This is a genomic window from Alteromonas sp. B31-7 (assembly GCF_015767655.1).
Taxonomy (GTDB): domain Bacteria; phylum Pseudomonadota; class Gammaproteobacteria; order Enterobacterales; family Alteromonadaceae; genus Alteromonas; species Alteromonas australica.
Map to the genome: position 1 here is coordinate 4245759 of NZ_CP065233.1, position 14441 is coordinate 4260199.

Consider the following 14441-nt stretch of genomic DNA (forward strand, 5'->3'; position numbering starts at 1 on the left):
CAACTATCCACAAATGAGTCTAGCGCTTGTCAGTGCTAAAACGGAGAATAAGCGAATGCACTTGTTCTACTGTTGTTTTAAGGTCGTTACTGGCTTTCAGTGACGCTTCAGAGGCTTGTTGGGTGTCTTGCGCACCGTCAGCCACTTCTACAAGCTGCTGATTAATATGGTCGGCCACGGTACTTTGCTGTTCAACGGCTGACGACATTTCAACAGTGGCAGAGGCTATACCAGAAACTGCATTGTTAATTTCTTTAAGCGCCCCTCGAGTCTCTTCAACAATTTCGGTGCCGTGTTCTGCTGAACTTAGCCCTTCCGTTGACACTTTTACAGCGCGTTCGGTACGCGCTTCTAATTCTTGAATAATGTTGTGTATTTTATCCGTGGACTCTCGTGTTTTTGAGGCTAATGTTCTCACTTCATCGGCCACCACAGCAAAGCCCCTTCCCTGTTCACCTGCTCTAGCGGCTTCTATTGCTGCGTTAAGGGCTAACAAATTGGTTTGATCGGCAATCGTGGAAATAATACTGGCAGCTTCGCCAATATCAGAGGTGGATTGGGCTAGTTCTGTTACTGTATGAGAAATAGATTCTACGGCTTGACGTAACTGCAAAATAGCCTGCATGGATTGCTCAGCTTTGTCATTACCGGTTTTAACATTGTCTGCTGCAGTTTGCGCACTTGCAGCATTGGCCTCCACACGTTGAGCCACATCTTGGATGGCTTGGCTCATTTGGGTAACGGCAGATGCAATTTGCTGTGTCGCCTGATTTTGTTGTACTACGGCGGCACTGGTTGTTTCTGCTTGGCAATGTGTGGTGGATGCGATTGTCTCTAGCCCAAATGAAGCATCTTTAATTCGCGTTAGCGCCGTACGAGTTCTGGCTAGCTCACAGGCAAGTACTAGCTTAGCTTGAGCAATATAGTTCACATCCTGATAATAGGTTTGCGCCACAATATCGTTGCTGTAGCTAGCGGGACTTAACGCTAAAAGCCCCTTCCATTGCACGCGGCTAACGCTACTTTGCCATGAGAGCATAACAAGGGAAGCCATCAGGGCTAACAAGCCTGCGAATGCGCCGTATGCAACCCCCGCCCCTATCGCAAGTAAGATACCAATGAGCCATATTGGATAGACGGAAGCGAGTAAAGAAGCGGCTTTACTCATCATACTGACCGGCGATTTATTCTCCTGTAAGCGGTGGTAAATTCCTAGCGCTCTTTCTTTTTCATGGTCTTGGGCTGCGATCCTGACAGATTCGTAGCCCACAATATTGCCATTTTCATACACCGGCGTCACAAACGCCGACACCCAGTAATGATCGCCATTTTTGCACCGGTTTTTAACCAGCCCCATCCAGCTTTTTCCCGCCTGAAGGGTCGCCCACATCTCTTTAAAAACGGATGCTGGCATATCAGGGTGCCGAATAAGGTTATGATGTTGACCCACAAGCTCTTCGCGGGAATAGCCACTCACTTCCACAAACTCATCGTTGCAGTGCTGAATAACACCTTGGCGGTCGGTAGCGGATATAAGACGGTAGTGGGGAGGGAATACGTTCTCGCGTTGAGTGACGGGCTGATTACTTCTCATAGTTTACGCTATCTCCATCAAACGTTATCACAGCGTGATACAAATTGTTCGTTATTGTCAGGCATAACAATAAGCCTAGAACACAATTCACAAATTTGTATACTAAAGTAGCATCTTTAAAAAGTCACTCTCTATCAAATACGTACCGAGGTGAATTAGGCACGTTTAAGCGAAACCGATACGGTTGTCCCTTGATTTTCTTGGCTCACCACTTCAATTTCGCCTTCGTGCTCTTCAATAATGGTTAACGAAATAGACATCCCTAATCCCGTGCCATCCCCCGGCGGTTTCGTGGTAAAAAATGGGGTAAACATTTTATCTATCACATCTTTTGACATGCCGTGCCCCTGATCTTCAACGCTGAGTATGGCCAACGTATCTGTCTCGTCTAAGCGAATAAAAATGCTTTTCCCTTCAGGTGTAGCATAAATAGCATTGGTAAGTAAATTCACCAATACCTGTTGAATTTGCCCAGCATTTCCTAGTACTTGCACATCATGAGAAGGCGCAATAAAGTTAACGCTGTTTTTGTACTTATGTAAGTTGGCTGTCAGTTTTACCGCGGAATTCACAGCTTCCACTAGGCTTACGGCACTACGCTTGCCTGCGCTCGGGTATGAAAAACTACGAAGCGCTTTAACTATTTCGACAATACGTTCAATGCCTTCGGATGACTCTTCGAACATTTCGGCAATAGCTTCAGCACTTTCGTTTAGAGAGTATCTATCTTCAAACTCACGAAAACGCGCTAGGATGTCGCCCCCTGCTTGCTCACACAAACCTTGAATATCGCCAAGGGCACTTTGATAATCTTTAAAGATATCTTTCGCCACTGAAGTATTACTTCTCACATACCCTATGGGGTTATTAATTTCATGAGCAATACCCGCTGCTAGTTGTCCGAGCATGGCCATTTTATCGGCAGAAACCAGCTTCTCTTGTAAATGTGCTTGGTTTTCTTGCATGGATGAAAGCGCGGCTTTTTGATGCCTAACCTCGTGCTTAGTGCTTTGATAACCCAAGCCAAATTGCAGGTAATGTTTCGTGGTGTCTAAGATATGCAGCATTTCTTCATCTAAATGGTCGTCTTTAGTCACCAATGCTAACCAAGCGTTTTCATCCTTGCCTAGCTTTTGCATAAAGTGGAGTAACCTCACCTCTTGCTCAATCCTTGGGTTATCGATTGCACTAACACACCAGTGAGAATAGTCGTCACAGTAAGAAAGAGGCAGCGCTTCCAAGATAGTACTCACCATATCAGGGGCATCTATCCACCCTTCCTCGTGGGTCCACACCTTATCGTCCGCTATTTCAGGTTCTTTTCCTGGCGAGGTGATGAGCACAATACCGCAATAGGCATCGGTGAATTCCACCGCCGACTTGAGGGCGGAAAAAATGAAGCCCGATCCGCTGTCGGATTGCGTTAGTTGAGAAGCAGAGCGATTTAAATAGAGAAGTTCTCGTTCACGCTTTTTACTCTCGTGAAGCGCTTTACGTAAAGCTTGGTTAGCAAGATAGGCGTCGTTGGAGTAGCTTTCTAAAAACCACTCCGCATTTTTTCGGGCGTGTTTTTGACGCTTTAATTGGCGTTCAAGTGAGCTCACCTTAGCCTTAAGTTCGGCGACTTCTTTGGCTTCACCTTGTTGTGATGAATGCTCCAAAATCTCTTTCTCCTGACTTAAGGCTAGTGTTTTCCCTTATGGGTAAGTATAGCCCAAGATTACTGAGTGAGTTTATCCAATACCATCATGACGCGTTCACTTGCTTTTTCCATTTCCAGCACTTTGCTTTCTACAGTATGAGGGTCATTTTTCATATTGGCTTGCAGTGCCGCCACGCCATGTTGGTGAACCGCAGCGTGAGGGGCTTCAAGCTCTCTAAACGCTGAAAGTTGGGCCAATTGAGCATTCCGATTGTCGCTATACCATTGACCTAAACGACATTGTGTATGGTCAGCAAAATCACTGGCTTGTTTGCTACTATAGCCACACAGTACCGCATAAACCTCAGATTTCCACACTACGTGATCTAGTTTAACGGTTTGAATAAATGCACTGAGTGCGCCTGTGCTTATGGTGCTTCGCATGCTATCGCAATGGTTGACCATCACTTCGTAGCTGTTGTTTAGCGTATTGATGCCAACTTCAAGGGCTTCATTGTTGCCTCGTAGCTCATTAACCCCAGACACTGCTTTCGCTGTGGATTGAATGATACCGTTAACCAACTCAGACACCTCCGTCGCTGATTTGTTGGTTTCGGTGGCCAACGCCCTAACTTCATCTGCGACTACACTAAAGCCTCTACCCGCATCACCTGCACGGGCAGCTTCTATCGCCGCATTCAGTGCTAGCAGGTTAGTTTGATCAGAGATACTGGTAATCGTAGAAACAAACTTGTTGATGTTATCAGCTGTGGTGGATAACCCTGAAATGCGCTCGCTCATGCTGCTCATTTGAGAGCTCAGGCCCCCCATGTCTTTGATGATTTTTTCCAATACACCGGAAGAATCACTAAATAACTGGCCAATATCTGCGGTGGCTGTATTTTCTGCATCTATGTGTTCAAATGCAGCGAATACCGTTTCTCTGATTCCCCCCACTTGCTGCAATGAATCAAGCAAGCCCTTGGTGATCCCAGGCGCGTATTGGGTTGACTGTGACTGCTGCAGCTCGTTATTTTGTTGATGTAGCGACTGATTTTCAGCCTCTAGCGCGCTTATTCTGTCAAGCGCTTGGTGGTATTGTTGTTGGAGTTGCGATACTTCAGCCGCTTTTTCTTCATAGCGATGGCGAGAGACAAACATAGGTGTACCAAATTAGATAAATTATTTTCAGGGTAACAGATGTGTCGGCACTTCCACCATTAGTCTGAAGTCGAATCTCATATTAATTTTGCGGTTGTACCTCTCACAATGACTTGAGGCGCCAGAATGTGCTCAATAGACATTTTCCCATCTCCGTAAGCATGATTTAAAATCCATTGCGCCGCCATCGCACCTATTTCCCTTATGGGGTAGTCAATGGTGGTGAGTTTAGGCGTTAGGTAACTGGCAAAATCCACGTTATCGAAGCCGATAACCGATACGTCTTCTGGTACCCGTTTGCCATGTTTTCGCAATGCATTTATGGCTCCTGAGGCCATTTCATCGTTCGCGCACGCAATGGCAGTAAAATGCACTTTGCGAGCCATTAATTCGTCTACGCACTCTTCACCAGAAAAAGCCTGGAAGTTACCTTCTGCCATCATGCTGTCTTGAAAACTAAGCCCATTTTCCTGTAACGCTTTTTTATGCCCGGTTAGGCGGTTAATACCATCAGCTTTAAATAACGCACCAGCGGCATAGGCAATGTCTTTGTGGCCTAGTTGAATAAGGTGATGTGTTGCTAAGTATCCACCCAGTACATTGTCTAAACTGATGCACTTTTCACCAATGTCCTCGATGTACCTATTAACTATAATCATGGGCACATCTTGGCTGGCTAAATCAACCAAATAGGCATCACTCACCGCTTCCACATGCAGTATAAGTGCATCGCAACGGCGACTTAGCAGCGCTTCAATTTCTTTCTTTTCAAGGTCTTCATCACTGTGACCTGTAACCACAAACATGTGTTTGTTGGCTTGTCTAAGTACCTTTTCCGACCCCGCCATCATAGTACCGAAAAACGAACCATGTAGTTCTGGCACCACATAACCTACGGTATGTGTTTTGTTTGAGGCGAGTGAAGCTGCAATAACATTATGCCGATAGCCTAGCTTTTCCATGGCATCGACAACTTGTTTGCGTGTTTTTTCCTTTACTGTATCTGTGTTGTTTATCACACGTGACACGGTTGCTGAAGACACTCCCGCTAATTCACTGACTTGCTTAATTGTTACCATAGTGCTCTAAAAATACATCGATTCCCGTGTACTTATCCCTGCTGTATTAGAGAAATGCCTGTTAGGCGTTATTTGTTTTTGTCGTTAAACCCAGCGCGTTTTGTATGGACACCACGGTTTGGTCATCTAATGTATACCAGCGCATAATTATCGCAACACCTATTGAAGCAACTGCAGGCCCAATGCAAAACAAGGCAACAATACCTTGCGCGACATCTGGGTTGAACACGCCCGCTTGATAATTGAAAAACGCAAGTAGCCAACCAGCCAGCGCTCCTCCTAATGCCAAACCAACTTTGATAAAAAATACCACGGTAGAATAGGTTAAGCCGGTCATTCTTAGGCCAGTTTTAAACTCGCCATAATCCACTACATCCGCAATTTTCGACCATAACAAAGGGGTCGCCATCTGCAAAAACAGCCCCCATAAAAAGTGCAAAGAAATAGCGGCGTACCACGCATCATAAGGAATGAAGAAGTTAACAACGCAAAGACAGGCACTGATTATTTGTAAGCCAATATACACTTTGATTTTACAAAACCGTTTGGCTACAGGGTTGGCCAGCGCACATCCGATAATACTGCCGATCATGCCGGCGGTCACAAACAAGGTGGCAGACTCTGGACGCTGTAATACATATTTCACGTAATATAGTGCAAGTGTATTACGCATTACCATGCCTGTCAGAAGTACTATTGCCACCAAACAAAGCACCCGACACTGGTCATTTTTAAATAACGCCGCAAGTTGAGACTTATAGGCTACTGGCGCATCATTAGAGGGAGGCACTCGCTCTTTTGTGCCTAAAAAACAAAGTAAAAATAGCATGGCACCAACAGCACTCATAACCATCATTGCGCGCTGATACCCCAGCGCTTCGTTTCCCTCTCCAAGCCATTCAACTAACGGTAACATAAACGAAGTCACCAGTAGCCCACCAGCCATGGCGAAAACGAATCGATATGACTGTATGGATACTCGTTCAGAAGATTCTGCACTCATCACACCGCCTAATGCAGAATAGGGAATATTAATGGCGGTATACATCAACATTAACAATGCATAAGTGGCAAAAGCATAAATAAGCTTGCCGTTTTCGGGGAGCCATTGAGGAGAGGTGAAGGCCAGTACACTGCATAACGCAAAAGGTAGCGCTAACCACAACAAGTAAGGGCGGTACGATCCCCAACGGGTGCGTGTTCTGTCCGCTAGCGAGCCCATAAGAGGGTCGGTAATCGCATCAAAAATCCGCACTAATAAAAACATGCTTCCAACGGCAGCTGCCGATAAGCCCACCACGTCCGTGTAGTAAAATGTCAGAAACAACATCACGGTTTGAAAAATGAAGTTGCTTGCTGTATCGCCTAACCCGTAGGCAATTTTCTCCTTTGCACTCACCATAAGCTTCACCGTTATTTTATTGTTATAAGTGTATTAAAGCATCTCTTTACGTTGCATGAGCAGATTTTGTAATTTCTTTGCACTCGCTTTTAGCGTGCGCTTTTGGGTACTGTAATCCACATAGACTATGCCAAATCGCTTTTCATACCCTAAAGCCCATTCAAAGTTGTCTAGCAGACTCCACACAAAATACCCCGTAATATTCACCCCAGCTTCCATCGCATTGGCCACCGCCTGTAAATGCGTGGTCAAATATCGAATACGCTGCGTATCGTTAACTTCACCTTCGTCGTTAAGAAAATCGTCACTTGCGAGGCCATTTTCTGTAATGAGCAACGGCGGTAAGGTGTAATCAGTATGCAGTTGTATAAGTAAATCCGTTAAACCTTGTGGATAAACCTCCCACCCCATTGCCGTGGTTTCACTGCCTTCAGGAGGGGGGAGCTGACACGGATCGCTAGTGCCATCATCTTTCACTTTAGCCCGCGTGTAATAATTCACCCCTAAATAGTCTAAAGGAGCCGCAATAATATCCATGTCGCCGTCTTTAATATCCGGACGATGTGCCTGCGGTATTTGCTCGATAAGTGAGGGATACTCACCATGAATAAGCGGCTTTATATACCAGTCGTTATGGTGATCGTGAGCCAGTTTCGTGGCACGTATATCCTGTTCGCTGGGTGAGTTAGAATAAAACGGGGTAAAATTCAGCACTATCCCCGCTTCTGCCTTAGGCGCATTTTTTCGGATAATAGGCATGGCTTTGCCATGGGCTAACAATAGGTGATGAATGGCTTTTTTGCCATATTCCTTACCCACCAAGCCTGGCGCGTGCACACCAATTTCATAACCTAAATAGGCGCTGCAAAAAGGTTCGTTTAACGTCGCGTAGGAAAAAACCCTGTCACCAAAGGCTTTTGTGACGACATCGACATAATTGGCAAATGCGTCGGCTGTCTTTCTATTCAGCCACCCGCCGGTATCTTCCAAATACTGAGGCAAATCCCAGTGATACAAAGTGACGTAGGCCTTAATATTGTTGCGTGCAAGGGTATCTAGAATTTTGCCGTAAAAATCTAAGCCTTGCTGATTAACGCTACCATCTTGTCTTATTATCCGCGGCCAACTCACTGAAAAACGATAGGCATCAACATTTAAGGCGTTAATGATAGAGAGGTCTTCTTCTATGCGGTTAACGTGGTCACAGGCCACAAGGCCATGACTGGCATCTGCAATTTTACCGGGCTTGTTACAGAAAGTGTCCCAGATGCTTAACTCTCTGTTATCTGCATCACCTTCAATCTGAAACGACGACGTGGCCACGCCAATCGTAAAATCACGTTGCGCGAATGGAGAACCTGCTTCGGCCAATATATCCATGAGTTAACAGCCCTAATTTAAAAATAGCTACTACGACAAGGCGATTCATCTTGCCTAATAAGACGGCAAAGACGACCACTAAATTCATTTGAGCTTACCAAATCTTGTAAGCGCTTTCATTTCATTTATATTAGCGTTACTTTTACACAAAATACCAGCTTTACATTTAACAAATAATTGGCACTCCAGTTGTAAAAATGCAGTAAACCAAAATAAAATCAACATTTTCCCGTGTGCAAAAACACCCCAAAAGCCCTTAGAAATGGGCAACCCCTGTTGCAAACACCAAAATCAAACATGCGTTTAAATGTTAAATTAATGAGAAGATGATTGATTTTTTCTCGTTGATATATTAATTTAATGTAAGCGCTTTCAGAAGGCCTTTTTATTTTTCTGACTTTGTAAGCGCTTACAGCACCCTTTTTACTGGCCATCGCGGCAATGATTACAACTAACTTCTATTGAACAGGGCTGAAAATAATGACTAAAAAAGCAACTCAACTTACGCGGATAGCAGCCGCGTTATCAGTCACTACCCTATTTGGCTGCGGTGGCGGTGCCACCACCTCAACTGACATCGACAGTGTTGACGTTTCTGCACCTGTCAGTGATTGGCAACTCGTATGGAGCGATGAATTCGACGATACGGGTATTGACGACAACAAATGGACTCATGAAGTTAACTGCGATGGTGGCGGTAACAATGAAGCCCAATGTTATACCGATAGTGAAGAAAATGCGTTCGTTAGTGACGGTGTACTGAATATTGTCGCTTTGCCGGCAGAAGAAGGGGCGGCAAAGCCTTACACGTCGGCACGCCTGATTACCCAATATAAAGCAGATTTTAAATATGGCCGCTTTGAAATACGCGCCAAGTTACCTGAGGGTCAAGGCAGTTGGCCAGCATTTTGGATGATGCCAACTGATAGCGTATACGGTGGTTGGCCGCGTTCTGGCGAAATCGACATTATGGAAGCAGTGAACTTGAAAGCTGCAGATGCTGACGGTAATCCTGAAGCGCATATTTATGGAACGCTACACTATGGTCAAGAATGGCCAAACAACGACAGTTCTGGCCAAGCCTACTCGCTACCTGATGGGTCGAATCCAGCAGACGATTTCCACACTTACGCCATCGAGTGGCAAGAAGGTGAAATTCGTTGGTATATGGACGATTACCTTTATGCTACCCAACGTCGTTCTGAAGTAAGATATAACAGCAACGGTGAAGCCACAGGCTTATCACATCGTGGTTGGTACACTGAATATTTTGAACAGGGTACCGGAGAATTGGTTACTCACTGGGACAATGCCCCATACGACCAAGAATTCTACATGATCTTAAACCTCGCGGTAGGCGGTAGTTGGCCTGAAGCAGTCAATGAAACAGGCATCGATCCCGAAGCGTTCACGAATGGACAGAGCTTCGAAATTGACTATGTTCGTGTGTACGAATGTGGTTCAGACCCTGAAACGGGCGCGGGCTGTGAAACCATTCGTCCTGGATACGACTCACTGGACGACGCGTTAGTAGAAGGTGCAGCCCCCATTCCTTCGGCGCCTTCAACAGGCGTTGCGGTCAATCTAACCATTTTCGATGGTACAACAAACCCTGACTGGCCTGCATGGGACTGCTGCGGTGGTACCACACCCGCCATTGTTGAAGACAGCGAAGAAGGCGACGTTTACGAATTTAGTATTGGTGCTGAACCTACCGTAATGGGCTTTATCAGCCGCGAACTTTTCATTACCGATCCAGAAGGCGAAGCCTCACCATTTGACGCCTCGCCAATGGAAGAAAACGGCAGCGTTAAGTTTGACTTAAAGATGGTTTCTTCACCCGCAGACGCATCGGCAGCATGGCTATTTAAAATAGAAAGTGGCGAAGGCACGACGGCGGTAGAACTGCCATTGATGGATGGCTATGTAGGGCCTAATGCAGACGCTGGCGCGACACCCGAACAAGGGGTGTGGGAATCCTATGAATTTCCTTTAAGCGCATTAGCCGAAGTTGGCCTAGATACCAGCGCTATCGACGTCATTATGGTATTCCCAGCATGGGGCGCCGGTGAAGGTGCAGTATACCGCATGACTAACATCGAAATTTCTCAAGAATCAGCCTATCCAGAATTGGTGATTTTCGAAGATGAGATGAATGCTGATTGGCCAATGTGGGATTGCTGTGGTGGGTCTACCCCCACAGAAGAAATCGATAACGAAGAGCATGGTGTGACCGCTGAATTTCGTATTGGTGCTGAACCTACCGTAATGGGCTTTATTACTCGCCCAGTTTCAGGTGGCGGTGATACACCTTTCGACGCGTCGGCGTTAGCTGATGGTGGACTACTTCAGTTCGATATGCGTGTGGTTAGCATGCCAAATGACGCCAGCGCCGCTTGGTTATTCAAAGTAGAGTCTAATGATGCTTCCAGTGCAGTAGAGCTGTCACTATCGGATAGCGTTGAAGGGCAATCGCCTGTGGCAGGCGAATGGCAAACTTATACCTTCCCCATTGCTGACTTGCAAGCCGCGGGCCTCGACATCAGTGCTATCGACGTACTTATGGTATTCCCTGCTTGGGGTAGCGGTGAAGGTGCTGTTTATCGCCTTGATAACGTAAAACTTTATCACCCTGACGGTGACGCGACTGTGGCAGAAGGTCTTACTGTGTTTGCAGACACCGCCGCTGACCAATGGTCTATCTGGGATTGTTGTGGCGGTTCAACCCCCACCGAAGAAGTTGATGATGCTGACCACGGTACGGTCGCCGAGTTTCGTATTGGCGCCACGCCGACGGTAATGGGCTTTTTGGCTGACGATGACGTGTACTTTGACGCGTCTGCCTTGTTGTCTACCGGTGCGGTTAGCTTTGACCTGAAAGTTAGCGCAATGCCAAACGACACTTCTGCCCCTTGGCTATTCAAAATTGAATCTGGCGATGCAGCTACCGCTGTGGAGTTAGGTTTAGCTGATAGCTTAGAGGGTGTAGACCCAGTCTTGGGCGAATGGCAGACCTATACCTTTCCGCTGCAAACCCTTTACGACGCAGGTTTAGATATCAGTGCTATCGACGTCATTATGGTGTTCCCAGCCTGGGGCGCGGGCGAAGGCGCAGTGTATCGTATGGACAATGTTGAAATAGCAGCGCAATAACAAAGCTACTGCCGCCGGCTATTCTCAGCGGCGGCGGTTAAACAGTGAAAAGATTAGTAGGGCAATTATGAAAAATACAACCTTTAAAAAGACCCAACTTGCCACCTCAATGGCTTTGTTGATGGGCTCATCATTAGCACTTCCAACTTACGCGCAAGAAGCCGATGCAGAATTACAGCCTGAAGGCGAAGTAGAAGTGATTCAGGTCAGTGGTATTCGCGGCAGCATGATTCGTTCAATGGATTTAAAGCGCAGCTCTAGCGGTGTGGTTGATGCCATATCGGCCGAAGAGTTGGGTAAATTTCCTGACACCAACCTTGCCGAAGCGCTACAACGTATTACCGGTGTTACCATTAGCCGCTCAAACGGTGAAGGTAGCCAAATTACAGTGCGTGGTTTTGGGCCAGAGTTTAACTTGGTTACTCTGAACGGTCGTCAAATGCCTGGCACAGGTTTCACCCGTTCTTTTAATCTGGAAAACCTCTCTTCAGAGGGGGTTAACACCCTTGAATTACACAAAACGGCTCGAGCTGAAAACCCAAGTGGTGGTTTAGGCGCAACAGTTAACATTATCACCATGAAGCCGTTAGCGCGTCCGGGTCAACAGGCATCTTTCTCAGCAAAAGGGATTTACGACACATCCAATGTTGAAGGCGATGATGTAACCCCTGAAATAGCCGGTGTTTATAGCAACACCTTTGCCGATGACCGATTTGGCTTTGGCGTGTCATTTTCTCACCAGGAACGCGACTTCCAGCAACAATCTGCCAACATTCAAGGGTGGGTATTACAGGAAAATGCAGAACTGCCTGATTTAGATGCCGCCAATGTAATCGACAATCGCACGAATATTACTGACGCTGCCTTTTTTCCAAAAGACATGAACTACAGTATCAATGATGTTCAACGTGAGCGTTCAAACGGACAAGTTACCTTTCAATTCCGCCCTGTAGACAACTTCACGGCCACCCTGGATTACACAGCTACGCGTGCCATTACCGGCACTAACACAGTAGGTTGGGGTATTTGGAATAACTTTGGTTCTAACATCAATGCTTATGAGCTAGATGAAAATGGCACTGCGGTTTACGCCGACATCAGTGGGGATGACGCCTCATTTACTGCTAGCCGCAATACCACCCGCGTGGATGCCCGCTCTCTAGGTGTAAACTTAGATTGGGAATTGAATGATGACTGGCATTTCACCCTTGATTACCACGATTCTTATAACGAGACTGACAATGGCTACGATGAAGGCCTAGGCTCTTCAGGTCAAATTATCTTAGGTTCAGACCAACTTAGTTCAAAGGTTTATGATTTCAGGGAAGGTGAAATTCCTCAAGTATACGTAAACTGGAATAACGGAACCAATGAAATCCTTCCTAGCGAGATAGACTCAAACTTCAGTCAGTTTATTTATTCACCGGGCCGTTCTGATATAGAGCAGCTTCAATTGGATGGAACCTGGTTTAACTCTGCCTTTGATATCCCGCTTGTGAAAGTTGACTTTGGTGTAGCGCGCACCGAGCAAGCACTTACTGGCTTCACTGCATGGAGCGGATTACGAGGCGGCCCAGGTTTTAACCCCTCGTACACCGAGATTTTTCCCGATAGCATGTTCGTACGTCACGACACCGATGGCTTCTTAGATGCCTTTGACGGTGGCGGTGCCGACATGAACCCAGGCTACTACTATACCTTTGATTTTGATGAAGCCATTGCGCGTCAATTGGCCTATTTAACTGCAGATGTTGTGGGTGAAAGTAACGTTTACTCTACCGATCCTTACTTTAGTGGCGACCCTTCTGTCAGTAACGTTGAGGAAGTGACCAATGCAGTTTATGTTCAAACTGAATGGGATTTCGACTACAAAGGCTATTACATTCAAGTGAATGCCGGTGTTCGCTACGAAGAAACGGAAGTGCCTAGTGCCGCCGAAGTACGTGTACCTACGCAAGTTAATTGGGTATCAGCCTCTGAGTGGGTCACCGATTTCGAAGATGACCTTCAGCTACTAGACTTTACCGGTGAGTACAGCATTGCGTTGCCGATGTTCGACGTAAAAGTTGACTTGACCGACGACATTGTAGCTCGCTTCTCGTGGGGTAAGTCGATAACCCGTGCCCCTATTGGCCTGTTACAAGGCGGTTTGTCGTTTAGCGGCAGTCCGAAAATTGGCGCTCGTACAGCCTCAGCCGGCAACACTAGTCTCCTGCCTTACTTATCAGACAACTTAGACTTGTCATTTGAGTGGTACTACGACGAAGCAAGCTATGCGTCACTGGGCTTATTTAGAAAATCAGTGAAGAACTACATCTCCTACACGTCAGTGCAAGAAACCTACGAAGGGCTTCACGATATTTATCAAGGTCCACGTTGGAACGAAGCAGTCTCGGCTTTAGAAGCTGATGGGGTTCAGGCAACTGACTCTGCCATTTACGATTACTTTGTACAAAATGGTTATGCTGATGAAAACGGTGTGGTGTCCCCTACTTCTGACGATCCTCTGATTGAATGGCGAGTCACGCAGCCTCGTAACCTAAGCGACAAGCGCACGGTTGAAGGCTTAGAAATTGCGGTTCAACATACTTTTGGTGATACCGGGTTTGGTGTCGGCGCAAACGCCACTATCGTTGATGGCGACGTAAACTACGACCCATACGATTTAACTGCAGAGCAAAATCCGATTGTGGGTATTAGTGATTCAGCCAACTTCCAGGTGTTTTATGAGAAGAATGGTTTGTCGGTAAAAGTCACTTATGCATGGCGTGACCAATACCTAGTAGGCATGGGCCAAGCCCAAGGCTCGGAAGACAACCCTGCTACTCAATTTGATACCTACGGACAAGTAGACGCCAGCGTGAACTACGACGTTAATGAGAACTTAACCGTCTTCCTTGAAGGGGTGAACATTAACGATGAAACCGAACGTGGCTTTGGCCGCTTTGAAGAGCAATTCTTATTTGCTCGTCAATATGGTCCACGTTATACATTTGGTGCGCGTTACACGTTCTAAATAATAACGCCGCC

At 46.4% G+C, this 14441-nt stretch carries 8 protein-coding genes; 2 read left to right on the forward strand and 6 right to left on the reverse strand.

Features of this window, described 5'->3' with window-relative positions:
- Positions 1-19: 19 nt before the first annotated feature.
- The 6 genes from IUA53_RS18615 to IUA53_RS18640 form a co-directional block, all read right to left on the reverse strand.
- Positions 20-1594 carry a methyl-accepting chemotaxis protein gene (locus IUA53_RS18615; RefSeq protein WP_196897547.1) on the reverse strand — a complete coding sequence of 525 codons (1575 nt, stop codon included), beginning with the start codon at positions 1592-1594 and terminating at the stop codon, positions 20-22.
- Positions 1595-1749: 155 nt separating this feature from the next.
- Positions 1750-3255, reverse strand: a complete 1506-nt coding sequence (locus tag IUA53_RS18620; protein WP_196897548.1) for a sensor histidine kinase — start codon at positions 3253-3255, stop codon at positions 1750-1752.
- 59 nt (positions 3256-3314) lie between these two features.
- Positions 3315-4397, reverse strand: a complete 1083-nt coding sequence (locus IUA53_RS18625; RefSeq protein WP_196897549.1) for a methyl-accepting chemotaxis protein — start codon at positions 4395-4397, stop codon at positions 3315-3317.
- A 77-nt stretch (positions 4398-4474) separates the two neighbouring features.
- The gene (locus IUA53_RS18630) at positions 4475-5476 is read right to left on the reverse strand and encodes a LacI family DNA-binding transcriptional regulator (protein WP_196897550.1); all 1002 of its coding nucleotides are present in this window, start codon (positions 5474-5476) and stop codon (positions 4475-4477) included.
- Between the two features lie 61 nt (positions 5477-5537).
- Positions 5538-6878 carry a glycoside-pentoside-hexuronide (GPH):cation symporter gene (locus IUA53_RS18635; RefSeq protein ID WP_196897551.1) on the reverse strand — a complete coding sequence of 447 codons (1341 nt, stop codon included), beginning with the start codon at positions 6876-6878 and terminating at the stop codon, positions 5538-5540.
- A gap of 33 nt (positions 6879-6911) precedes the next feature.
- A complete protein-coding gene (locus IUA53_RS18640; RefSeq protein ID WP_196897552.1) occupies positions 6912-8258 on the reverse strand; it encodes a GH1 family beta-glucosidase in 1347 nt (448 codons plus the stop codon).
- A 480-nt stretch (positions 8259-8738) separates the two neighbouring features.
- On the opposite strand from IUA53_RS18640, the gene IUA53_RS18645 reads away from it, so the two are divergent.
- A complete protein-coding gene (locus tag IUA53_RS18645; protein WP_196897553.1) occupies positions 8739-11411 on the forward strand; it encodes a glycoside hydrolase family 16 protein in 2673 nt (890 codons plus the stop codon).
- Positions 11412-11478: 67 nt separating this feature from the next.
- Positions 11479-14427, forward strand: coding sequence for a TonB-dependent receptor (locus IUA53_RS18650; protein ID WP_196897554.1), 2949 nt, complete (start codon positions 11479-11481; stop codon positions 14425-14427).
- Positions 14428-14441: the final 14 nt, after the last annotated feature.